23 protein-coding genes are annotated in these 23,961 nt (G+C 54.4%); 9 read left to right on the forward strand and 14 right to left on the reverse strand.

Annotated elements, in window-relative coordinates; genetic code table 11:
* Window positions 1-15: 15 nt before the first annotated feature.
* The 6 genes from BBD41_RS03775 to leuC form a co-directional block, all read right to left on the reverse strand.
* The gene (locus BBD41_RS03775; protein WP_077565491.1) at window positions 16-612 is read right to left on the reverse strand and encodes a GerMN domain-containing protein; all 597 of its coding nucleotides are present in this window, start codon (window positions 610-612) and stop codon (window positions 16-18) included.
* Window positions 613-650: 38 nt separating this feature from the next.
* Complete coding sequence (locus BBD41_RS03780) at window positions 651-2,030, reverse strand: N-acetylmuramoyl-L-alanine amidase family protein (protein WP_099476768.1); 1,380 nt, start codon at window positions 2,028-2,030, stop codon at window positions 651-653.
* 202 nt (window positions 2,031-2,232) lie between these two features.
* Window positions 2,233-2,946, reverse strand: coding sequence for a GerMN domain-containing protein (locus BBD41_RS03785; protein WP_099476769.1), 714 nt, complete (start codon window positions 2,944-2,946; stop codon window positions 2,233-2,235).
* A 127-nt stretch (window positions 2,947-3,073) separates the two neighbouring features.
* The gene (locus tag BBD41_RS03790) at window positions 3,074-4,501 is read right to left on the reverse strand and encodes an N-acetylmuramoyl-L-alanine amidase family protein (protein WP_099476770.1); all 1,428 of its coding nucleotides are present in this window, start codon (window positions 4,499-4,501) and stop codon (window positions 3,074-3,076) included.
* A gap of 261 nt (window positions 4,502-4,762) precedes the next feature.
* Window positions 4,763-5,365, reverse strand: a complete 603-nt coding sequence (gene leuD / locus BBD41_RS03795) for a 3-isopropylmalate dehydratase small subunit (RefSeq protein WP_099476771.1) — start codon at window positions 5,363-5,365, stop codon at window positions 4,763-4,765.
* Between the two features lie 19 nt (window positions 5,366-5,384).
* Window positions 5,385-6,809, reverse strand: a complete 1,425-nt coding sequence (gene leuC, locus BBD41_RS03800) for a 3-isopropylmalate dehydratase large subunit (RefSeq protein ID WP_099476772.1) — start codon at window positions 6,807-6,809, stop codon at window positions 5,385-5,387.
* Window positions 6,810-6,991: 182 nt separating this feature from the next.
* Here leuC and BBD41_RS03805 point away from each other — a divergent pair, with 182 nt between their 5' ends.
* Window positions 6,992-7,921 carry a LysR family transcriptional regulator gene (locus tag BBD41_RS03805; RefSeq protein ID WP_077565485.1) on the forward strand — a complete coding sequence of 310 codons (930 nt, stop codon included), beginning with the start codon at window positions 6,992-6,994 and terminating at the stop codon, window positions 7,919-7,921.
* Window positions 7,922-8,116: 195 nt separating this feature from the next.
* On the opposite strand, the gene BBD41_RS03810 is transcribed toward BBD41_RS03805, so the two are convergent.
* Both BBD41_RS03810 and BBD41_RS03815 read right to left on the reverse strand, forming a co-directional pair.
* Entirely contained in the window at window positions 8,117-8,302 is a 186-nt protein-coding gene (locus tag BBD41_RS03810) for a hypothetical protein (protein WP_099476773.1), read from the reverse strand.
* A 116-nt stretch (window positions 8,303-8,418) separates the two neighbouring features.
* Window positions 8,419-9,231, reverse strand: a complete 813-nt coding sequence (locus BBD41_RS03815; RefSeq protein WP_099476774.1) for a carbon-nitrogen family hydrolase — start codon at window positions 9,229-9,231, stop codon at window positions 8,419-8,421.
* Between the two features lie 279 nt (window positions 9,232-9,510).
* On the opposite strand from BBD41_RS03815, the gene BBD41_RS03820 reads away from it, so the two are divergent.
* The 8 genes from BBD41_RS03820 (at window position 9,511) to BBD41_RS03855 (ending at window position 17,359) form a co-directional block, all read left to right on the forward strand.
* A complete protein-coding gene (locus tag BBD41_RS03820) occupies window positions 9,511-10,701 on the forward strand; it encodes a pyridoxal phosphate-dependent aminotransferase (RefSeq protein ID WP_099476775.1) in 1,191 nt (396 codons plus the stop codon).
* A 376-nt stretch (window positions 10,702-11,077) separates the two neighbouring features.
* Window positions 11,078-12,181 carry a glutamate 5-kinase gene (gene proB / locus BBD41_RS03825; protein WP_099476776.1) on the forward strand — a complete coding sequence of 368 codons (1,104 nt, stop codon included), beginning with the start codon at window positions 11,078-11,080 and terminating at the stop codon, window positions 12,179-12,181.
* 48 nt (window positions 12,182-12,229) lie between these two features.
* Entirely contained in the window at window positions 12,230-13,477 is a 1,248-nt protein-coding gene (locus BBD41_RS03830) for a glutamate-5-semialdehyde dehydrogenase (RefSeq protein WP_077565481.1), read from the forward strand.
* A gap of 40 nt (window positions 13,478-13,517) precedes the next feature.
* Window positions 13,518-14,387: a pyrroline-5-carboxylate reductase gene (gene proC / locus BBD41_RS03835; protein WP_077565480.1), complete on the forward strand. Its 870-nt coding sequence runs from the start codon at window positions 13,518-13,520 to the stop codon at window positions 14,385-14,387.
* Window positions 14,384-15,598 (forward strand): 2,3-diketo-5-methylthiopentyl-1-phosphate enolase, encoded by a 1,215-nt coding sequence (locus tag BBD41_RS03840; RefSeq protein WP_099476777.1) that lies wholly within the window; start codon window positions 14,384-14,386, stop codon window positions 15,596-15,598. Before proC ends, BBD41_RS03840 begins: the two co-directional genes overlap by 4 nt.
* Window positions 15,595-16,275 carry a 2-hydroxy-3-keto-5-methylthiopentenyl-1-phosphate phosphatase gene (locus BBD41_RS03845; RefSeq protein ID WP_077565478.1) on the forward strand — a complete coding sequence of 227 codons (681 nt, stop codon included), beginning with the start codon at window positions 15,595-15,597 and terminating at the stop codon, window positions 16,273-16,275. The genes BBD41_RS03840 and BBD41_RS03845 overlap by 4 nt, the downstream gene beginning before the upstream one ends.
* Window position 16,276: 1 nt before the next feature.
* The gene (locus tag BBD41_RS03850; RefSeq protein WP_099476778.1) at window positions 16,277-16,942 is read left to right on the forward strand and encodes a methylthioribulose 1-phosphate dehydratase; all 666 of its coding nucleotides are present in this window, start codon (window positions 16,277-16,279) and stop codon (window positions 16,940-16,942) included.
* A 123-nt stretch (window positions 16,943-17,065) separates the two neighbouring features.
* Window positions 17,066-17,359: an SdpI family protein gene (locus BBD41_RS03855; RefSeq protein ID WP_099476779.1), complete on the forward strand. Its 294-nt coding sequence runs from the start codon at window positions 17,066-17,068 to the stop codon at window positions 17,357-17,359.
* 66 nt (window positions 17,360-17,425) lie between these two features.
* Here the strand turns inward: BBD41_RS03855 and BBD41_RS29945 are convergent, their stop codons facing one another.
* The 6 genes from BBD41_RS29945 to BBD41_RS03880 form a co-directional block, all read right to left on the reverse strand.
* Entirely contained in the window at window positions 17,426-17,566 is a 141-nt protein-coding gene (locus BBD41_RS29945) for a hypothetical protein (protein WP_167392955.1), read from the reverse strand.
* Window positions 17,567-17,594: 28 nt separating this feature from the next.
* A complete protein-coding gene (locus tag BBD41_RS03860) occupies window positions 17,595-18,710 on the reverse strand; it encodes a hypothetical protein (RefSeq protein WP_099476780.1) in 1,116 nt (371 codons plus the stop codon).
* A gap of 25 nt (window positions 18,711-18,735) precedes the next feature.
* Window positions 18,736-19,191: a hypothetical protein gene (locus BBD41_RS03865; protein WP_099476781.1), complete on the reverse strand. Its 456-nt coding sequence runs from the start codon at window positions 19,189-19,191 to the stop codon at window positions 18,736-18,738.
* Window positions 19,188-19,769 (reverse strand): RNA polymerase sigma factor, encoded by a 582-nt coding sequence (locus BBD41_RS03870; RefSeq protein WP_077565473.1) that lies wholly within the window; start codon window positions 19,767-19,769, stop codon window positions 19,188-19,190. The genes BBD41_RS03865 and BBD41_RS03870 overlap by 4 nt, the downstream gene beginning before the upstream one ends.
* Window positions 19,770-20,132: 363 nt before the next feature.
* Window positions 20,133-20,939: a CPBP family intramembrane glutamic endopeptidase gene (locus BBD41_RS03875; RefSeq protein WP_099476782.1), complete on the reverse strand. Its 807-nt coding sequence runs from the start codon at window positions 20,937-20,939 to the stop codon at window positions 20,133-20,135.
* A gap of 275 nt (window positions 20,940-21,214) precedes the next feature.
* A complete protein-coding gene (locus tag BBD41_RS03880) occupies window positions 21,215-23,728 on the reverse strand; it encodes a WD40/YVTN/BNR-like repeat-containing protein (protein ID WP_099476783.1) in 2,514 nt (837 codons plus the stop codon).
* Between the last annotated feature and the right edge of the window lie 233 nt (window positions 23,729-23,961).

The following is a 23,961-nucleotide window of genomic DNA, read 5'->3' on the forward strand; positions in this document are numbered from 1 at the left end:
CTCCTTCAACCATCATTACCGAGTCATCGGATTTTCCATATCGACGTGTCCCATCAAGGACTCCGTCTGCTGTCCGTCTACGAGAAGCTGGATCGAATCCACCTCGTCGAACTGGAAGAATGTCTTCTTAAGCGCATCGACAGCAAACGACTCCCCGCCGGCTCCCAGATTGGCTTCGTCCGGAACGGCTACATCAATCGTCAGCTTCCCGCCTTCGAATTGAACCGAATGAAGCTGGATTTTCTCCCACAGCGGAAGCTTGTCCGCATCGCTGCTCTGCTGAAGCGTCTTGAATGCGGCCTCGTATTTCCCAAGCTCATCCTTATAGGAAATCTCAGCCGAACCTTCGACCAGCTCCATCATTTCGGGATCGGTATAATACGCTTTGATGCTCTCCGTCTTCATTTCGGGCGCAGTCGCTTCGTTTCCGGCACCTGACGTTCCGCCCGAGCCGTTCGTCACGCCGCCGCTTCCCTGGCCTGTCTGATCTTCGGGTGCAGGAGTTACCTGCTCCGGCGTATCGTCCGGCGCAGCTCCGGGCTTCTGTCCGCAGCCGGCGCCGATCAGCATGACAGCTGCCAGAAATCCGGCCGACCATATTTTTTTGTTCAAAATCGCCACCTCCTGCAAATTACGCTGGACTTGTCTCATCAATTCACATTCAAATAATTTTTAATACCGCGAACAATGGCCGCTGCCACACGATCCTGGGTTGCGGGATCAAACAGCTTGCTCTCGTCGGTCTTGTTGCTCATGAAGCCGACTTCCAGCAGCGCTCCCGGCATCTTCGTCTCACGAATGACATGGAAATTGCCGTATCTTACTCCGCGGTCCTTCAAGCCCATGGCCTTGACGATTTCTTTGTGCAAGGCGGCTGCCAGCGCTTTGTCGGATTGGTCGTAATAATACGTTTCCGTGCCCGTTGCGGCGGAGGGGCCGCTGTTCGCATGTATCGATATGAAAACGTCCGCTTTCAGATCGTTCGCCAATTTTGCGCGATCCTTCAGCTCGAGAAATTTATCCGTGCTTCGGGTCAACACAACATCAATATTCGGTTCATTCGCAAGCAGCTTCTCGACCTTCAGCGCCATGGCAAGGTTGAAATCCTTCTCCCTCTTCTTCGTAACGCCGATCGCACCCGGATCATGATCCCCATGACCGGCATCAATCACGACGACCTTTTTGCCGCCGGTACCCGGTGATGGATCTGTGGCGGCAGTCAATGCCACGGTCAAGATCCCGGAGCCGTTCTCAAGTCCGGAAACCGTATAGTTTGCCGGTTGGTTCAGATCAAGCACGATCCTAACCGTGAGCGGGCTGCTGTTAAAGAGCGAATAACGAACCGACTTTACGTCGGAGTACCCGGACACCGTCATTTGTCCGATTTTGTTCACTTCGTCATAATCGTTCATGGTGCCGAAGCTGTCAGAAAACTCCGTATTTACCATATCAATGACGATCCGGTCCGGATTGCTCAGCTTCGAAATGCTCGGTTTGGCATTACCAGTGACTGCAACCATCAGTTTATTGTCGCTAAAGGTGATGCCGTCTACTGTGGCCGTATGAGCACCGGCGTCTCCATCCGGGATGCTTCCTGTATATCCGGAAGTCAAATGCACCGATTTCGTCCCATTGTCCCATCGAACCTGCAGCCCCATCTGTTCACTGACAAATCGAATCGGAACGATCGTCGTCCCGCCTCGAAGAATCGGGGCTTTGGTCATTTGGACCCGCTGCCCGTTGATGTCGGCATACTGGCTTCCGATGGTCATCGTTACTGTCTGGGATCCGTCTTGGACAATTACCGTTTTGGCTGCCTTACTCCAATCAACCTGAAAGCCAAGATTCTCGGATACGATTCGGATCGGCACCATGACCGTCCCATTGATGTTCTCCACCTTGGCACCCGATGACACATTGATTTGTTGACTGTCCAGGTAAATTTTTGCGCTGTACGAACTTGCATCCGCCATCTTAGGAAACGCAATCATCATGACAACCAGAAACAATAAAAAACCGAACTTCTTCATCCTTCACCCCTACCATCCTATTATTTTGCCATAGATTGGCGTTTCTGCAATCGGCCTGTACGACATTACCTGACAAACTATAGACGCTAACCCTTGCTGAAAGTTGCGAAATTGTTCCCATATTACCAAAAAAAACTCCTACTTCATCACTGAAATAGGAGTTTTGACTTTCATATATGAGAAACCAAATAGTTCTGCGGTATTAATTCCGGGTCATCGGGTGTTCAAGCTCCACATGCCCCATCAAGCTTTCGATCTGCTGTCCGTCAACCAGCAATTCGATCGATTTGACCTCTTCAAATTGGAAAAAGGTTTTCTGCAAGGCGTCGATGGCAAACATTTCGCCGCCGGCACCCAAATTCGCCTCAGCCGGCTTGCTGATGTCGAGCGTCAATGCACCTTGATCGAACTTTAGCGACTTCAACGTAATTTTATCCGACCATAACGGGTTAAGGGATGCGTCGGAGCTTGTTTGAAGGGCTTCGAATGCTTTTTTATACTTATCCTCGTCACCCGCGTAGGTGATTTCACGGCTTGTCTCTTTTAGCTCCATAATCTCCGGGTCGGTATAGTAAAGCTTGATGCTCGACTTATTCTCAGGGTTGACGGCGGCATCTACCTTCTCGGGTTCAGTCGGAGGCGTCTTTTCTCCGCCGGCCGGTGTTGTTGTTGTAGTTGTTGTGCTTTCCCCGCCGGACGCAGTGCTGCCTGTTCCCTCCCCTGCTCCCGCGTTAACCGGTTCAACTGCTTCTTCCTCGTTCACTTGGTCAGCCGCCTTATCGCCTGGATCCGCCTGATCCACATCCGCGGTCTGTTCCGGGGTATCGGCGGGGGCTGCAGCCGGCTTCTGGCCGCAGCCTGCGCTAAAAACAAGCAGCAGCGCCAGCATTCCTGTCATCCAGTATTTCTTGTTCATCGTTGTGTCCCCCTCTAGGTTCATAAAATCTTGTACAGGTAATTGTACGTGAAGGAAGTGTTCGGGTCTCATCATTTTTGATCAGTCCTATGTAAGTGGTCCCGGATCGATGAGCCTTAATAAAACCTCACTTAAGATATTCTTTTATACCCTCAACAATACCTTGTGCAACACGATTTTGGAAATCTTCGTTAAACAACTGGGCTTCATCACCCTTATTGCTCAGGAAGCCGATTTCGAGGAGGACCGCCGGCATCTTCGTTTCCCGGGTTACATGCAGGCTGCTGTATTTAACGCCCCTGTCGAACAGCCCAGTCGCTTTGGCTAAATGCTTGTGGATCACGTTGGCAAGCTGTTTGCTCGCATCTCTCGTATAATACGTTTCCGTGCCGTTCGGACTGCTGGACGTGCTGCTGTTGCCGTGGATCGAAACGAAAATGTCCGCTTTCAAATCGTTGGCTATCTTCACCCGATCCTTGAGTCCTAGCGTGGAATCATCGCTGCGTGTCATCACGACTTCAATGTTCTTCTCATTCTTAAGCAGGGCCTCAACCTTCAGTGCCAGGTCAAGGTTCATGACCTTCTCCGATTTGCCCGTCACACTGGTCGCACCCGGCTGGCTCCCGCCATGTCCGGCGTCGATCACCACAATCTTCTTCCCGCTTCCCGATACCGGAGGAATCGGCGGGATGCCCGTGTCTCCCTCCGCATTGAGATCAACGATCGTGAGCCCCGATTCATGCGTCACCCCGTAGCTCGCAGGTCCGTTCAAATCAATGACAACCCGTACGGTTGACGGGCTATGGCTGAAGAGCGCAAACCGGATCTTTGATACGTCGGGATAATCTGTCACGGCCATCTCGCCGCCGCTTGTAGGATTCATTACGTGATCGGCCAGAAAGGCTTCGGAAAATGCCGTATTCGGCAAATCCACCACGATCCGGTCCGGCCCCTTCATCGGGAATACACTCGGGGTAACCGTTCCGTCTGTCGAGATCATCAGACGATTGTCGCTGAACGAAATGCCGGTCAGGGCCGATAATTCGGCGTTATTCCCCGGAGCTGGCGAGTCCGTCCCCGAACCTCCTCCGCTACCCGGTGCTCCAGCATCGGGGGACGAAGGAACAGGCGATGTCAGGTAGACCGCTTTCGCAGCGTTGTCCCACTTGACGTCCAGGCCCATCTGATGGCTGACGAAGCGCAGCGGAACCAGCGTCGTGTCCCCGCTTAATACCGGAGGAAGATTTAAATCGACCAGGGCTCCGTCCAGCTCCGCTTGAGCATTTCCAACGACCATGCGCACGCTCTTGTCGCTATTGGATACGGTCACCGACCGCGTGGACTTGTCCCAGCGGACGTCAAATCCGAGGTTCTCCGATACGACCCGGATCGGAATCATCACATTTCCCTTGATGTTGTCAACTTTGACGCCGGACGACAAGCTCAGCTGCTCCCCGTCCAGATAAATGGTCGCGCCGGAAGAAGCCGCGTCCACGGACTTAGGGAACACCATCAAACATAGAATCAGCGCCAACAAAAAACCTAACTTCTTCATGAATCCACCTCGATCATCCCATGATTGAAATACACAACATACGTAAAACCGACAACCCGACAAACCGCCACTTACAATCTATCATTTATGTAAATCGGCATTTTCGGAGAAAAAATGTACCGGACAAATACCGACATTCAACGCTTGTCCATGAACAAATGCTGCATATTACTTCCATCATACCAAAAAAAACTTCCATTTCCTACATAAGAAATGGAAGTTTAATAATCTTGTAATCTTTTGACGGACGAGCCTGCAAGATTAGGCGAACAAACGGGATGCGTGCTTCTTCTCGTAAGCGTCGATTGCACTCTCGTGCTGGAGCGTCAAGCCGATATCGTCCAAGCCCTGAAGCAGAAACTGACGGCGATGCTCGTCAAGCTCGAAGTCGATATGAAGACCTTGATTATCGGTAATCGTCTTGCTCTCAAGATCCACGTTCAGCTGATAACCGGCGCTGGCATCGGTGCGCTGGAACAGCTCTTCCACCTGCTCCTCGGACAGCTTGATCGGCAGAATGCCGTTCTTGAAGCAGTTGTTATAGAAAATATCGGCAAACGACGGTGCAATGACAACGCGGAAGCCGTAATCCAGGATTGCCCAAGGCGCGTGCTCCCGGGAGGAACCGCAGCCGAAGTTCGCCCGCGAAATCAGGATCGAAGCGCCTTGATAACGCGGCTGGTTAAGCGGGAAGCTTTCGATTTCCTTCCCCTGCTCGTCGAAGCGCCACTCATAGAACAGGAACTGCCCAAACCCTGTGCGCTCGATCCGTTTCAGAAATTGCTTAGGTATAATTGCGTCGGTATCGACATTTACGCGGTCGACAGGCGCCACGATACCGGTTAATTTCGTAAATGCTTGCATACGTTTCTCCTCCGTCCTCTTAGCTTACAACTTCTTCAGCAATAAAATTCCAGTCGCGAACATCAACGAAACGGCCCTTCACCGCAGCTGCCGCCGCCATGGCAGGAGATACGAGATGCGTTCTGCCCCCGCGGCCTTGACGTCCTTCAAAGTTCCGGTTCGACGTCGATGCGCAGCGCTGTCCTGGCTGAAGCACATCCGGGTTCATCGCAAGGCACATGCTGCAGCCCGCTTCACGCCATTCAAAACCGGCCTCGATGAAAATTTTGTCAAGCCCTTCCTTCTCGGCTTGGAGCTTGACGCGCCCCGAGCCCGGCACGACGATGGCCGTCACGTTGTCCGCCACTTTATGGCCTTTGGCAACGGCGGCCGCTGCACGCAGGTCTTCGATGCGCCCGTTGGTACAGGAGCCGATGAACACGTAGTCGATCGGAATTTCCGACATCGGCGTACCCGGAACGAGCGCCATGTATTCAAGCGCCTTTTCGGCAGCTTTCCGCTCGTTCTCCGTCTTGAAATCGGCCGGATTCGGAACGGTTGACGTAATGTCGGTTCCCATGCCCGGGCTCGTTCCCCACGTTACTTGCGGAATCAGCGATTCAACGTCGAATTCCACAACCTTGTCGAACTCGGCACCCTCGTCGGTTACGAGCTCTTTCCAAGCCGCAACAGCCTCGTCAAAGGCTTCGCCCTGCGGCACGTATTGACGTCCGCGCAGATATTCGAAGGTGGTTTCATCGGGTGCGATCATCCCTGCTCTCGCTCCGCCTTCGATCGACATGTTGCAGACCGTCATCCGCTCTTCCATCGACAGCTCGCGGATCGCTTCGCCTGTGTATTCAATGACGTATCCGGTCGCAAAATCCGTTCCGTATTTCGCGATGACGCCGAGGATCATATCCTTAGCCGTTACGCCCGGATTGCGTTTGCCTACAAAGCGCACTTCCATCGTCTTGGCTTTCGCCTGCTGAAGACACTGCGTGGCAAGCACATGCTCCACCTCGCTTGTGCCGATTCCGAAGGCAAGCGCTCCGAATGCCCCGTGCGTCGAGGTGTGGCTGTCGCCGCACACGATCGTTTTCCCCGGATGCGTGAGTCCAAGCTCCGGTCCCATGACGTGAACGACACCCTGATCGATGGTGTCCAGATCAAACAGCGTTACGCCGAAATCCTGGCAGTTCTTGGTCAACGTATCGATCTGCTGCTTGGAGATCGGATCCGTAATGTTATAGCGGTCCTTTGTCGGCACGTTGTGGTCCATTGTAGCGAATGTCAGCTCCGGACGGCGCACCTTGCGGCCGCTGAGACGCAGTCCCTCGAACGCCTGAGGCGAAGTCACCTCGTGAACGAGATGCAGGTCGATGTACAAAATGCCCGGTTTACCCTCTTCCTGATGAATAACGTGATTATCCCAAATCTTTTCGAACATTGTCTTCTTACCCATCAATATCACCCCATTGTTCTATCGTCCATTAACAGGATGAACGCCGTTGATCGCCCGGTGGTACAGGCATTGCCGCGCATCATCCTTACGTTGATAGTAATATATCATTTCCTTCTTCATTGTTCCAAGATATAATAACTATAGATGTAATAGGATACAGCTATAACGGGGTGATGACCTTCATGGAACTAAGACAACTGCAATATACGCTGCAAATCGCGGCGGACAAGAACTTTTCCCGAGCCGCGGAGAAGCTCCACATCGCCCAGCCCTCCCTGAGCCAGCAGCTGTCCAAGCTGGAGAAGGAGCTTGGCGTTCTGCTGTTTCAGCGCAACACCAGCTCGGTCGAGCTAACCCACGCGGGCGCAAGCTTTGTTGAGCATGCCCAGAAGATCATGGACGCCGTCGAGCAGCTGAAGCAGGAGATGTCCGACATTTCCCAGCTTCGCAAAGGCAAGGTCGTCGTCGGCAGCATGCCGATCACGGGGTCCCATCTGCTGCCAAGGGTGCTGCCGGCGTTCAAGAAAGGGTATCCGGATATTGAAATTACACTCCTGGAGGATTCGTCCATGAACTTGGAGAAGCTGACGGCGAGCGGAAAGGCTGATTTGAGCCTGCTGGCGCTTCCGCTCACCGAGCCTTCGCTATCCTGGATACCGATCGGCGAAGAGATGATCGATCTCGCGGTTCCTCCGCAGCACAAGCTGGCAGAGCGGGCGGCGCTTGAGCCGATACAGCCGATTTCGCTGGATGAAATTCGGGACGAGGACTTCGTGGTGCTGAAGAAGGGGCAGGGCTTTCGGAAGCTTACATTTGATATTTGCCGCGAGGCCGGCTTCGAGCCGAAGGTGGTGTTCGAGAGCAATAACATCGAAACCTTGCAATCCCTGGTTGCTACAGGCATGGGGGTTACGCTCGTCCCGCGCTTCATTGCCAGGGCGAAGCGGAGCGAGTTTATCCCGGTCTATTTGCCGCTAGCCGAGCCCGTCCCCAGCCGGACGCTCGTCGTTGCCTTCCGCAATGGACGGTACTTATCGAAGGCGGCGGACGCCTTCATCGATACGTTCAAGCAGGTCATGGATAAGCTCGTGGTGGAAAGCGTGCGTGACTAGACGGGGATTCGGTCCTTCACCATTTTCAAACCGGAAACGGGTTCCTTCTATAACGAATAATCCCGAAACAAAGGCCCTTGCCGAGGTCGATGACCTATTACAAGGGCCTTCCATTTATAGTTCTCTGTCCTAGCACCGTGCCTGCCATCATAACCTGCGAAAGAGCGAAGCTGCCGCAATTTTAAGGTCAGCCGCCTATTTTCGCAAATTGTGCTGGTCGAACATCCGATTTTGCTCATCCGCCGTGCGCGATTGATCCTGCAAGGATTCGTTTTTGCTGCTGCTTCCACCGCCCGTTACTTGCTCGACGAAGCTGCGAAACTGCGCCTTCTGATCTTCCTGCTCAATGCCGCGGCTGTCGAATTGGTTGTTCTCTGCCATGCGTTCGAAAACCTCCTCTCAGTCGGATTACCCATAGTATACCCGGCTGTCCGCATATGAAACTGAAATTTCAGGGGCGCAATCCGTTTTCGCTTGCTTTGGGTGTTGCATAATCCTTATTTAAAATACAAGTGAGGCCTCCGATCCTCGAATACCGGAATCCGGCCCTTTACTTCTTCCGGCAGAGCGCAGTCCAGCGTGCCGGTGACGACGGCTTCCTCTTCACCGCCTTCTGCAATCACTTCACCCCATGGATCGATCAGCATGGAATGCCCGAAAAACTCCGTCTCTCCGCTGCGGCCGACCCGATTACAGGCAACGACGTACATTTGATTCTCAATAGCCCGGGCCGTCAGGAGCGTTCTCCAGTGATGGAGTCTCGGATGCGGCCACTCGGCCGGAACGAACAGCACGTCCGCGCCTGCGAGCGCCAGCGTGCGGGACAGCTCGGGGAATCGGATGTCATAGCAGATCGATGCCCCGGCTTTCATTCCGTCCAGTTCAAAGGTGACCGCCTCCTCCCCGGCATGAAGAAATTTCTCTTCGTCCATCAAGCGGAACAGATGCATTTTCGAATACTTGGCGGTTGACTCGCCGTTTCTTCCAAAGACGTACATCGTGTTGTATATCCGATCGCCGATCTTCTCCGCTACCGATCCGCCTACGATATGAACGCCATGCCGTTTGGCGAAGTCGCTCAGCCGCCGCTTCGTCTCCTCCCCGTTCGGGTCGGCCAGCTCTCCAATCCGGTCCAGCGCATATCCGGTATTCCACATCTCCGGCAGCACGATTACGTCCGGCTTTTGTTCTGCGGCTACGGCTTTCTCCATTATCTCCGCCAAATGGTTCATATTGACGCCCGGTTCGCCTATCTCGATATAAGCTTGAATGAGCGCGATATTCAGTTGAGGCTTAGCTCCATCAGTCACTTTCGGTTCCCCCTTGTCATGCCGGTAATCTTGTTGCAGGAATCCTGGCAAACCTTCTCCATTAACGACTGCGATCCCTGTCCAAAACCTACCCGCGGCTGTTCATGTCAACATCATAGCCCCGAAGGGCCTGCCGCCGCAACCCTGTACGCCATTTCCCTCTATACACCCCGGATAAATCGTGATAAATTAATGCTAATTGTTTTAAGACCGCTGATACAACCATGCATAATGAAGGGGAATCAAGCGCAATTCAATAACCGGAGTGATGAATCCGCCATGAGCAAACCTAATCAACCATTCCATATCGAGCCGGCCGAGATAATGCCGACGCTGCCGACCCAGTTTTTCGCGACGCTGGTCTCGAATGTCAACCGGCAGGTGGCCCAGGGTCACGACGTCATTAATCTCGGCCAGGGGAATCCCGATCAGCCGACGCCTCCTCATATCGTGGCAAGCCTGAAGGAGGCGGCCGACAATCCTCAATATCATAAATACTCGCCGTTTACCGGGTATTCGTTTCTTAAGGAAGCGATTGCCCATCGTTATAAGGAGGATTATAACGTGGACCTGGATCCTGAAACCGAGGTCGCCATTCTGTTCGGCGGAAAGACCGGGCTCGTTCAGCTGCCGCAGGTGCTCCTCAACCCCGGGGACGTCTGTCTCGTGCCCGATCCGGGTTATCCGGATTACTGGTCCGGCGTTGCCCTTGCCCGCGCGGAAATGAAGTTTATGCCGCTTACGGCGGACAACGGCTTTCTTCCCGATTATAGCAGCATCGCCCCGTCCGACCGGGAGCGGGCCAAACTGATGTTCCTGAACTATCCAAACAACCCGACCTCAGCGGTAGCTCCCCTGTCCTTTTACGAGGAAACCGTGGACTTTGCCGCAAAGCACGGAATCGTCGTGGCCAGCGATTTCGCTTACGGCGCGATCGGCTTCGACGGCAAGCAGCCTGTCAGCTTTCTGCAGGCTGAGGGAGCCAAAGACATCGGCGTGGAGTTCTATACGCTGTCCAAAACATATAATATGGCCGGCTGGCGGGTTGGCTTCGCTCTCGGGAACGCGAAGATCATCTCGTTGATCAACCTGCTTCAGGACCATATTTACGTCAGCTTGTTCGGAGGAATCCAGGCAGCAGCAGCTACTGCCCTGACTTCCCCCCAGGATTGCGTCAAATCGCTGGTAAGCCGTTATCAAAGCCGGCGGGACGCATTCTTCGCAGCGTTGTCGGAGATCGGTTGGGATGCGCCGAAGCCGGCAGGCTCGTTCTTTAGCTGGCTGCCTGTTCCCAAGGGCTATACGTCCGTCGCGTTCGCGAACCTGCTCCTTGAGGAAGCCAAGGTTGCCGTTGCCCCGGGAGTCGGTTTCGGCGATCACGGTGAAGGGTATGTCCGCGTCGGTCTGCTGAGCAGCGAGGAGCGGATGCAGGAGGCGGCATATCGCATCGGGAAGCTGGGCCTCTTCTAGAAGCTTTGTTTTTGCTTTGAAAAAACGGCATCAATATGATATTCTTGCAATACATGAACATTGAATCGTCAAACGCGATGACGGGACCAGTACGAAAGCATACGGCGCGCAAACCAGAGAACGAGCTCCACTGGCTGAGAGGGCTCGGCGCGGCCCCTTTCCGAAACCTACCCCCGAGCGGCCTGCGTCAAGCAGGACAGCGCCTTCTGTTACAAGGCCAAAGCCGGATGGGCATGACGTTAAGCTCATCAATAAAGGTGGTACCGCGGAAGACTAGCTTTCGTCCTTTTTCATAAGGGCGGAAGTTTTTTTATTTCCATGATCATGCATCCATCCATGGTAGAGACTAAAAATTACGTACAAGGAAGTGATTGCGATGAGCGCACGCATCGTCGTCAAGATCGGAAGCAGCTCCCTCACAACCGAGGAAGGCGGCTTGAATCTGGATTCCGTCGCCTTCTTCGCTGCCGAGCTGGCAGCCCTGCGCGATGCCGGCCATGAGGTTCTCCTCGTGACCTCCGGCGCGGTTGCCGCAGGCTTCCGCGAGATCGGCTATGATAGCAGACCGAAGCTGCTTCATGAGAAGCAGGCCGCGGCGGCGCTCGGTCAGGCGCTGCTGATGAGGGCCTATCAGAATGCCCTAGCGGAGCACCGGCTGAAGGCGGCGCAGATATTGCTGACCCGGACGGATTTTGCGAACCGGAAGCGCATGAACAATGCGAATATGACCATTTCGGAGCTGCTGAAGCAGGGCATCATTCCGATCATTAACGAGAATGACACCGTCTCGATTGACGAGCTGAAATTCGGAGACAATGATACGCTTTCCGCCCTCGTGGCTAACCTCGTTCGAGCCCAGCAGCTCATTATCCTGACGGATACCGACGGATTGTACACCGCGGATCCGCGCAAATCTCCCGATGCCACCCGGTATGAGGAGATCGAGGAAATTACCGAAGAGATTTACAGCATGGCCGGAGGGGCCGGCACCAGCGTCGGTACGGGCGGGATGCGCTCCAAGATCGACGCAGCCAAAATCGCAACGCGCGGCGGCGTTCCGGTCTTCATCGGAAAAGCCGACGAGGCCGGAGATCTGCTGCTGGCTTATCAGCATCGCGGGAAGGGCACGTATTTTGCGACACAGCTCTCTTCTCTGCCGATGAAAAAGCAGTGGCTCGGCTTTATGTCCTCCCCCTTGGGAAGGATCATCGTCGATGAGGGGGCGGAGGAAGCGCTCCTTCACGGCGGGCACAGCCTGCTTCCGGTCGGCATCAAGCGGCTGGAAGGCAGCTTCCATGCCGGAGATGTCGTCGAAGTGCTGAACACGAACCGGGAACGGCTCGGAAGAGGCATCGTCAATTATGACGAGGAGCAGCTCCAGGCCGTGATCGGCTTGCCGAGCAGCCGCGTCTTCGAGCTGATCGGCGACGTGCACCGGCTTGAGGTGATCCACCGTGACGAATGGATTACCTTGAAATAAGGATGATTGGATCATAAACAACCGTTTGATTATAAGGAGGAATGAACCGTGAGTGAAGTAAGGGAAAAAGCACAGCTTGCCAAACAAACCGCCGCCGTGCTCGGCAAGCTGACCACGAATGAAAAGAATAAGGCTCTGCTTGAAATGGCCGATGCGCTGATTGCGCGCGCCGGCGATATCATTGAGGCGAACGCCGACGACCTGCGGCGCGGCAAGGAGAACGGAACGTCCTCCTCCCTGCTTGACCGGCTAGCGCTGAATGAAGAACGGATCCGCGGCATTGCCGAGGGGCTGCGGCAGATCGTGGAGCTTCCGGATCCGATCGGCGACACGCTCGAGACGATCGAACGTCCGAACGGCCTGCATATTGTCAAGAAACGCGTCCCGATTGGCGTCATCGGCATCATCTATGAAGCCCGTCCGAACGTAACGGTGGATGCGGCGGGACTATGCCTGAAGACGGGCAACGCCGTCGTCCTCCGCGGGGGCTCCTCCGCCCTCTCCTCCAACCGCAAAATCGTGGAGGTGCTCCACGAAGCGATGGAGCGGACCGCCCTCCCTGCCGCATCCCTGCAGCTCATTGAGGATGCGAACCGCTCGTCCGTGGACGAGATGCTGAAGCTGAACGGGCTGCTCGATGTCATTATTCCTCGCGGAGGCAGCTCGCTGATTCAAAATGTCGTAATGAATTCCACCGTGCCTGTCATTGAAACAGGTGCCGGCATTTGCCATACGTATATCGACGAGTCGGCCCAGCCGGACATGGCTGCCGCGATCAGCCTCAATGCCAAGGTTCAGCGTCCTTCGGTCTGCAATGCGATGGAGACGCTGCTCGTGCATGAGGCGTTTGCCAAATCCCATCTCCATTCCTTGGCCGAAGCGTTCAAGGAACGGAATGTGGAGCTTCGCGGCTGCGCGCGCACGCTGTCTTACGCGCCATGGGCGCGCGAAGCCTCTTCCGAGGATTATGCGACCGAGTACAACGACTATATTTTAAATGTTAAAATCGTCGACGATCTTGATCAGGCCCTGGCGCACATTGCCGAGTACGGCACCAAGCATTCGGAATGCATCGTGACGGAGAACGGGCAAAATGCCGAGCGCTTCCTTCAAGAAGTCGACGCCGCCGCCGTGTATCACAATGCGTCGACGCGCTTTACCGACGGATTCGAATTCGGTTTCGGAGCCGAAATCGGAATCAGCACCCAGAAGCTGCATGCCCGGGGACCTATGGGTCTTCCTGCGCTTACTTCCTCCAAATATGTTATTATCGGTAGTGGCCAAATACGAGAATAAATCCATACATTCATATCATCCATGAAGGAGGAAACCTACTATGTGCCAAACCCCACAGAACCGCCCATTGATCGATAGTGCCATTACATTTTACGGTGCGGGCTCGATGGCTGAAGCGATCGTGAAAGGCCTCATTACCCGACATGTCATACATCCCGAACGCATCACGATGCTGAACCGCAGCAATGTCCAGCGTCTCGAGGAGCTCAGCCAACGATACGGCGTGCAGTTTAATAGCGATGCGGATGCGAAGCATCAAATTCTCAAAACCTCCCCCGTCATCGTGCTGGCCATGAAGCCGAAAGATGCAGCAAAAGTATTGAAGGAGCTGGGGACGATGCTGTCCCCCGATCAGCTGATTATTTCGGTCATTGCCGGCCTCTCGATTCATACGACCCAAACGCTGCTCGGCAAGAATCAGCCAGTAGCACGCACGATGCCGAATACGTCCGCTTCGATCGGGCTGGGCTCGACCGGCATCTCCTTCTCGAAGGAAATCAGCGAGGAGCAGCGCCAGCTCGTCCTTACACTATTTGAAGCGGTGGGCCAGGTAACCGTCATTGAAGAGGAGAAAATGGACATCCTTACCGGCATCTCGGGAAGCGGTCCAGCTTACTTCTACTACATGATGGAAGCGATGACGGCTGCCGGCATCCGCGGCGGCTTATCGCCTGAACAAAGCCGTGACCTGACGCTCCAGACAATTCTGGGCGCAGCCCGAATGGTGCAGCAGACCGGCGAGCCGCCGGCATCGCTACGAGCAAAAATCACTTCGCCGAACGGCTCCACGCAAGCAGCTCTTGAGACGCTGGACCGCGGCGATTTCTTCGAGACGGTCATCGCTGCCGTCAATCGCTGCGCAGAGCGCTCCAAAGAAATGGGCGCAATGCTGAAGGAGCAAGCCCTATGAGCCGTTCAATCGCAACCTACAGAATTTATGACGACCAGGCGGATTTTCGTAAAAAGGCGACCTCCATCGCCGTAGGCATGACGGTCGGGAGCTGGACCGAGCTGCCTGCGGCCAAGCAGGAAGCCATGCAGAAGCATCTTGGCGAAGTGGTGGACATTCAGGTCCATGAAGGCTGGGAGCCCGGAAGCCGTTATGCCGATATCAGCATCGCCTATCCGGATATTAACTTCAGCCGGGACATTCCTGCCCTGCTTGTGACGGTATTCGGCAAGATCTCCATGGACGGCCGCATCAAGCTGACCAACCTGGATCTATCGCCGGAATTCCTGTCGGCTTTCCCGGGGCCGAAATTCGGGATCGACGGCGTTCGCGACCTGCTAGGGGTTCACGACCGTCCGCTCTTGATGAGCATCTTCAAATCGGTGATCGGGCTAAGCGCCGATGAGCTAAGGGAGCAGTTCATTCGCCAGGCCCTCGGCGGCGTTGACCTGATCAAGGATGATGAAATTCTGTTCGAAAATGAGCTGACCCCGATCCAGAAACGGGTTCGGTTATGCATCGAAGCCGCCCGCGAGGTCGAGCAGCAGACGGGCAAGAAGCTGCTGTATGCTGCCAACCTGACAGGTCATACTTCGAAGCTGAGGGATCAGGCCCTTCGAGCGATCGACGCCGGGGCCAACGCGCTGCTGTTCAACGTCCTGTCCTACGGGTATGACGTCCTGCACGAGCTCAGCTCCGATCCGGACATCAACGTGCCGATCGCCGCCCATCCCGCGCTTGCAGGTGCCATCTACCCGTCTCCGTATCACGGAATCGCCGCGCCGGTTCTGCTCGGCCAGCTGATGCGGATCGCCGGCGCAGACCTGGTCCTGTTCCCGTCGCCGTACGGCTCGGTCACGATGCCCCGGGAAGAGAACCTCGGCATTCGGGACGAGCTGCATACGGTCAAGCTCGGCGTCAAGCGGAGCATGCCGGTTCCGTCCGCAGGCATCCATCCCGGACTCGTCCCGCGCATTATCCGCGACTTTGGAACGGATGTGGTCGTGAATGCCGGCGGAGGCATCCACGGCCATCCGCTGGGCACTGAAGCCGGCGGTAGAGCCTTCGTTCAGGCGATCGAAGCCACGATGAAATCCGTGCCGCTCGCCCACTATGCGGAAGAGCGCGAAGAACTGAAAGCCGCACTGGACATCTGGGGAGGAGAAGCATGACAGCTCACGGAAGAACACCCGTCATTTTTTGCGATTTTGACGGAACGATCACGAACAATGACAATATCGTAGCCATTATGAAGCATTTCAAACCGGAAGGCTATGAGGGAATCATGAAGGATACGGTCGAGCGGGCGATATCGATCCGGGAAGGGGTCGGACGGATGTTCGCCCTCTTCCCTTCCTCGATGAAAGAGGAGATTACGTCCTTCGTGCTTGAGCATGCGGGCATCCGCGAAGGCTTCGGCGCTTTCCTCGAGTATCTGAAGCAGGAACGCATCGAGTTCTTCGTCACGAGCGGCGGTATCGATTTCTTCGTCGATCCGATCCTGAAGCCGTACGGCATTCCGGCAGACCATATATTCTGCAACGGCTCCAACTTTGAGGGAGACACGATCGAGATTACATGGCCTCACCCATGCAAGGATTCGTGCACCAACGATTGCGGCATGTGTAAGGTAACTGTGATGGACCGATTCCCGGCGGATCGATATTACCGGATTTTGATCGGAGACAGCCTCACCGATTTCGAAGGGGCCAAGCAGGCTGATCTGGTGTACTCGCGCTCAACGCTCACGGAGCAGTGCCGGAAGCTTGGCGTGCACCATGTGCCGTTCGAAACCTTTACCGACATCTATGCCGATCTGAACGACAAGCTGAAACAGGGGGTGCTGTGATATGGCATATACCGATATCCTGCTGGAACAAAAACAAGCAGCCCTTGACGACCTGCGCGGCGTCAAGGAGCTTTTTGCCTCGCGCAACTGGTTTCCCGGAACAAGCGGAAATCTCTCGGTCCGCGTCGGCGACTTTACGCCCGAGGAGTTTTACTTTGCCATAACCGCGAGCGGAAAGGACAAGTCCGTACATACGCCGGAGGATTATCTGTTCGTTGACCGTAACGGGAAGCCGTGCGAGGCGACCGCGCTCAAGCCCAGCGCCGAAACCTTGATCCATTGCGAGATTTATCGCAAGACCGGCTGCGGTGCCATTTTCCATGTCCATACAATCGACAACAACCTGGTCAGCGACTGGTACGGCGATCAGGGCTTCGTTCCTGCGCAAGGCATCGAGCTGATCAAGGCATTCAATATTTGGGAAGAGGACGCGGCCATCTCCATCCCGATCCTGCCCAACTATGCGGACATCCCGAAAATTGCCGCGCTTGTGCCGGACGCTCTTGATCCCGCCGTGCCCGGGATCCTGCTGCGGAACCACGGCATTTACGCCTGGGGCCGGAACGCCTTCGAGGCGAAGAAGCATCTGGAGGCGTTTGAATTTATTTTTGAATACACCTACCGCCGCCTGCTCCTGAATGCGGCAGGCAGCAACCAGGCTAGGTAACCCTTTAAGTTAGCGGGCCCGGACCCGGGTAACCGCTGCGCTGTGCGAAAAGTCCGCTGCGCCCCGATTGTTGCTAGACGCTCGGGGCACAGAGCGGGCATCATTTCCTGAGGAGTGTTTTCCGTGATTCAAGGATTAGCCATAGGCATTATCTTCATTTTGTATGGTTTGCTCCTATATCTCGTTCCCCCCAAGAGCACCAAGAGCTTTTATGCCTACAAAACAACGTCTTCGCTTAAAAGCGAGCGGCGTTTTAAAGTCGCCAACGCATACGTCAGCCTGCTGCTCATGATATTCGGGGCCGTCCTGCTCGTCATCGCAAGGCTGACCGGCAGCTTTACGGCTACCGGCATTGCAACCATCGTCGTGTTCATTCTGATTTACATTCTGGTTGAACGCAAATTAAAAAACATGTAGAGCGATCCTTCTCCAGGATCGCTTTACATGTTTTTTTGCTTCTTGCATATGACTGGCGGATGCCTGTTATAAATGTCCCTGCTCATACTCGGCGTAGGAAATCCTTGAATACGGCTCCGGATCCGATGGCAGGTAATGGCTTACGACGAACAGGCATGTCACGACAAACAGTAAAATGTACAGCACATACGCCAAATTTTTAACCATAACGTCTCCTCCTCATCCCTCTAGCCGATTAATCGCGATCGAAATCATCGTAGGGCCGGTCCTCGAACCGGGCTCCCCGCTTGGGTCCCATCATCAGCTTGATGCCGCCGCCGATCAGCAGCACGGTGACGATCGCCGTCTTCATGAAATCCCGAATCCGGGAATCCAGGTACATATTCGGAAACAGCGTTTCGAGATACGGCAGGACCACACTGGAAAATACGAAGTAAACGCCCAGCAGCACAAGTCCTAGACCGAGCCAGCGCTGCTGGCCGGATGTGCTGGCGATGATCGGCCGGTCGCGAAGCGGCTCCCGGCCGTACCGGCTGACCTGCTGCAGGCCGTCGAAAAAGGCGTAGCACCAGATCAGCGGAATCATAAACAGAAACAGCGACAGTCTCAGCACATCCAGCACATAGATGCTGCCCAGAAACAGGATCATCAGCTGAAGGCCCCGTTTCTGCAATCCGAGGTACATTTGCCCTGCTCCAGGGAATGCAGACAGCAGCGTTGCGAACACTTTGCTGCGCCGTCCGCTCTCACGACCGCTCTCCAGCTCTTCGAACAGCGTCCGGTCCATCAAAAACTCTCCTGCCTGCTTGCGGTTAAGCAGCTGAACGACATCGAACATGCAGTACAGCCAGATCACCGGCAAGATGCCCAGAAAGAGCAGAAATACCGACTCGTGCGTCAATCCGGTCAGGAACACCAGGATGGTGCCAAGGCCGAAGAATGCGATCAGAAATGACAGTCCGCGCTGCATCAGGCCAAGCTGGAAATGTCCCAGCCCGGGAATAAACGACAGCAGAATCGTGAAGAAGCGCTCGGAATCGTCGCTTCGTTCGTTCGGCACTTCGATTGGCCGGCCAAATTCATCATAAACGTAGGAAACCGGCGTGTAACGAAGCAGAACTATTAGTAAATCAAGCATGCTGATGCCCCAGATCAGCAATGCGCCAAGAATGGTCATAACAAACACGGAATTGGAGCCAGCCATAAACGTGAGCACAAATCCTCCGAACAAGCCGCCGAAGAAAAGCAGCGGATAGAGGACAGCACGCCCGTTTCTCCCCCAGTAATAATGGCCGAGACCCGGGACGAGGTTCAATATGAATGCAAGCATTTTGCTACGCGGTGGTTGCACAGTTCATCTTCCTTTCCAAAAATCCTTATTTGGATATTAGATTGTCGATCCAGCCCGATGTTTTCTCTACCAGCTGATCGCTGTAGGACGGCGATTGGGAAAGCGGCGCCTCATGCTCCGGGCTGACCGTCTGCAGCCGGTCGAACGCACCGGTAAACAGGAACAGCAGTGTGACGGATGCAGCAATCGCATAGTGAACGATCGCCTTCTCATACCATCGCTTCGGCCGGTCCGGGGCGTATGCCGCTGCTCTTCGCGGATACGGCTTAATCTTATCGTGATGCATGACTTGATCTGCGAAGGAGGCCGGGTCCGGCAGATCCGGCAGCCCTTCTTGGCGGCCAAGCGTCTCCATGTAAAGCTCCAGCAGCGAATCGTCCGACAACAGGCGCTCTTCATACAAAGCCTGTTCTTCCGGGGCAGCTTCCCCTTTTACATAACGCTCCGTCAATTCTTTGCGCTCTTGAATCGACCATGTCATTTCCACTCTTCCTCCTTCCAGTGCGTCCGGATCCATTGCCGGGCCCGGTACAGCTTGGATTCCACCGTTTTGACCGACACGTTCAGCTCGGAGCTAATCTGCTCATAATTTTTCTCTTCCAAATAAAATGCCGATATGATCTCCCGGTGATTGGCAGGCAGCTGATCAATTCGCGCCCGCAGCGTCTCCCTTCGCTCCTTATGAATGAGCAAAGTAACGGTATCCTCATCTCCGGAGGGGAGCTTGTCTAATACTTCTTCACTTCCGCCCGCTCTATGCTCAGGCGGTTTTCGATCCCGCTTACGTTTCATGTCGATCGCCTTGTTTAAGGCAATGCGTGTGATCCATGTCTTAAAGCCTTCGGAACGGTATTGGGGGAGAGCTCTAAAGACTTGTATGAACACTTCCTGCGACGCATCCTCCGCATCCTTCACATCTCGAAGCACCGAGTATGTGGTATGGAACACGTGCTGGCTGTACGTATCCACCAGCTCCCGAAAGGCTTCCTGCTCGCCTTGAAGGATACGCCTTATTAATCGTTCGACTTCAATAACTCTCCCCTCCTTCCCAATATCCATTGACGCAAGACATCACGCCCGCCCCTGCAAATTTCGAAAAAAATTTTTAAGATACCAGAAAAATCGTTCACCTAGGCAGAGCTAATTCATCTCCCCCTGCGTGCGTAAAGGAAAAAAGCTTGCATTCCCCCCTTGAAGCCGCCGGAGTTGCCCTGGACGGAATCAATCCCACAGCGGGATCTGGCGATGCCAAGCGCCGGCTCCATAAAAAGAGGGCGGCCCGAAGGGCGCCCTTGATCTGCCGCTATTTTCGATTTTGAGTTTCTTCAAGGTCTTATTCCGAACGTATTTTGACCTTGACGATGGCTTGATATGCAGATCCATGCGAAATCAATTCTCCAGCGGCTCCTTGCACTCTCTTCGTCAAAGGATCATCCCGCTGAGAACAAACCATATGTTCATGACGAAATGCATGGTGATGACCGGAACCAGTCCCTGCGAGCGGATGGTAACGCCGCCCATCATCATGCCAAAGATGGAAAATAGCAGGCAAACGATCCACGGGAAGCCCAAATGCAGATGATAGAAGCCGAAAGCGGCTCCGGCAATCACCAACCCCCGGATCTCGCCAAAGTCTTCCGTCAGCCGGCTTAGGATATACCCGCGCCACAGCAGCTCCTCCAGCACGGAATTCATGGATGCAAACAGGAGCGCATATCCGGTCAGAGCGAAGAGTCCAGGCTGCCCCCAATCGATGATGAAAGCAAATACGGCTCCAGTTACGGCTGTGAATATAAGAATGAATCTCCAGATTGGTTCCTTGAATACCCCGCTCATGATCCATGGGAAATAGATCGGGTTGGTCCATTTCCCTATGGCCATATAACGGGGCTTGCTCTTTTGAAAGCGACTGAAGATGGCCATAGGGAGAATGAAGGCAATTAGACTTAGCCTTGACAAGCCCACTGCCAGTCCCATGTCATCGGCTAGCCACTCTTTTATGCCGTCTCCCAGCGCGCTGTACATCCGATATCCAACCATGATGCAGGCAGCCGTTATAGCGGCTCTGCTTAATACCTCCGAGGCGTGACGGAGGGCATAACCAACCAGGAGGAGGCCTAATCCCCATAACCATGCCACTCCCGGAGCGGCCAGCTGGGCGCCAATGATGGTTATTGCCATCAGCAGCAGACAGGCCGTCCATTCGCCTGATATTTTCTTATGCAGCAATCTGTTCTCCCCATCCGAAATACTGTTGTCTTTTCATGATACGCTTGAAGCGGCTCACATTCAATACATTTAGCAAATGTCGGCGCTTCGCGGGATCAGGCAGCTGCCTGGCGGAGTCAGGTTCGGATGAAGCGGGACATGACAACCAAGTCTTATTCGTATGCTGCCATAACAAAAAGAAAGGCCCGGGAAGGATCCTTCCCGGCCCGCTGACGTAGACATCTCGTCTCGATGCTCAACTATTTTTTGTCGATTTTGGTCGTACTGCTGTTACTTTAATTTCCGTTGTTGTTTTTATTTCCGTTGTTGCTCTTACTTCCGTTGTTTTTGCTGTTGTTTTTATTGTCCTTGTTATTTTTATTGTCCTGCTTTTCTTTTTTATCTTTATTTTTATCCTTGTCTTTGTCTTTGTCTTTGTCTTTATCCTGTTTGTCAGGCTTCGCGTTTCCCTTGGAATCGGACTGGATATCTCCGACCACGATACCCAAACCGTTGGTCCCGATGTACACTCTTCCGTATACCCGCGGATCGCCGGTTATGACGCGATTGGCCGATCCGAATTGATGCTCATCGTCATTGATTCGAATCCAGCTCGCTCCCCCGTTGTCCGAACGATAGATTCCGTACTTGTTATTTATTTTGGCGTAGGTGTACAGGGCCATCACGTTTTGCCCAGGTGCTGCCTTGCCGAAGCCGATGGTAGCCGCCTCCTGGATCCCCTCCAGCTTGACGAAGCTCTTGCCGGAATCCGTCGAGTGCCATAAACCATAAGCACTTTGCGTGTTGCTGTTGTCTCTGGCGGCCGCGATCCAAATCTCCCCTTCCGTTCCCGGAACCGCCTTGAATTTGCTGGTCAAGGTCTGCGGCAGCCCCGTCGCCTGAGAGGCTCTAAAGGTTGCCCCGCCATCATTACTGATATAGAACTTGCCGTTGGCCATTCCATAGAACTTGCTCGGGTTTACGCGGTCGGAAGAAATGATTGCTCCTTCCGGTATCCCTTGCGAAGCATGCCAGGTAAGACCCCGGTCCTTGGTGTAGCTTACAGGGCGTACGCTTTCGGATGAGCTGCTCTTCGGACTCCAGACAATTCGGCTTCCGTCAGCACCGACGGCCACCCATCCGCCTTCGGTCTTGTCGCCCTCGGCCGATGGCCAGGCATTGGCGGCTGGCGTCCAGGTCTTCCCGTTATCCATGGAAATGCCCATTCTTGGAGCCGTACCTTCAGCATTACCTACCCGAACGATGATGTTGGGGTTCAATTCCGCATAGTCGATATCGGTGCTCGTACCGAGATACGGATTGGTAATCATCTGCGGCGCTTTCGTCAAATCTTCATGCCGGAAGCCCCCGATATCCCCCATCGCGCTCAGCAGCGGCGCTCCCGATGGAGGACTGATCAAGCCGAGAATCGCCGTTTCTTCGATCCCGTTCGCCTGCACGGAAATGTTGACGTTCTGCCCCCGATCAAGTGCGGTCATGTTATCGGTCCCGTATAGCGTCGCCCCCGTACCATACAGGATGCGGTCCGAATTGAACGGATCGATCTCCAGATCGCCGATCATCCAGCCCAGCTTAGGCGAAATTTCGGGCAGCGCTTTCTTCTCTCCCCAGTCCAGCCATGGAGATATCGCGTAATCGATCGTGAACCGGTTATCCCTGACCGGATCCTTCGAATAGTCCAGCGTCCATAGCGATGTCCATGTTTTGCCGCCGTCCGTGCTGCGGAAGATGAACTCGTCCGGCCACCACTTGTTCATCGTCGCCACCATCAGTGTATCCGGATGTCTGGCATCCACCGAGATGCCCCCATACGGATGCTCGGTGCTGCCTGTCGGGCTGACATCCGTCCACTGGCCCGTCTTCGTATTATACTTCCATACGGCTCCCGTACCGCCGTCATACGGACCGATAAACTCATTGTACGTAATATACAAGTTTCCATTAGAGCTTAATACGCCGTGATGCGGGAAGAAATTCTGGCGCGGCTGTCCCGGAAGCAGCTCCCAAGATTGGCCGCCATCAGTGCTCCGGTAGATACTGTTGGCCGTATCGGCAACTCCGACATAGATGGTCTGCGTAGCTTGTCCCCGACTGCCCGTTGACGGATCGAATGTAATCCATACCGGTCCAACGATATCGCCATAGAAATCCTTGGCGCTTCCGTCATTCGGGAAGCTGGTCACCTTGCTCCAGGTTTTCCCGTAATCTGTGCTTCTCCACAGCCCGTTTCCGCTGCGGGCCCCTAAATACAGGATCCGATTGTCGTTCGGATCGATCGCGAGCCGCTCGCCCATTGACCGGCCCGGCATATTGCCGCCAAGCTTGAATGGAAGCGCTGTTCGTTCGAAGCTGTCGCCGCGGTCCTTGGATCGAAGCAGCACGCCGTTCATATCCGTCCAGTCGTTCGTGTATGTACCGGCCGCAATATACAACCGGTCCGGGTCGACAGGATCCGTTGCCAAGCTTTCCACTCCGAGCATATTCCATTCGTCAAAGCCTACGAAATTCATCAGCTGGATCCAGGAGCCGGTCTCCGGATTCCAGCGATATGCACCGCCGATATCAGTACGGGCATAGATGAGATCCTTCTCGCTCGGATTGAATACAATGCCCGGAATGAAGCCGCCCCCGACCACTTTGGCACGATCCCAGCTGTAAGCTTGTTCCTGGATGCCGTTTCTTCCTGGTGGTTGCTTGCCCTGATCTCCCGGCGAGCCGGCGAAGGCAGCTCCACCGATCGAGAATGTCAGCGAGGCGGCTAAGGTGATACTACAAAGCTTTTTGAACATGAAATCCCTCCTGTACCGTTCTGGACAACCAAAAAACTGCATGCTTGCGATAACTTTTTCGTTGAACCGGTTTCGATGCTCCCCCCTCTTATTGCGCCATTCATGACTTGGTGAAATCCAAATGCGCAGTATAGATTGAAAGCGCTTGCCAAAAAGGACGGCAGTGTATTACGCCACCTATTCTATATGGAATAGAGCCGCAATAACACCTGCCATTTTGGATATATTTTCAT

The organism is Paenibacillus ihbetae (assembly GCF_002741055.1).
Classification (GTDB): Bacteria; Bacillota; Bacilli; order Paenibacillales; family Paenibacillaceae; genus Paenibacillus_AQ; species Paenibacillus_AQ ihbetae.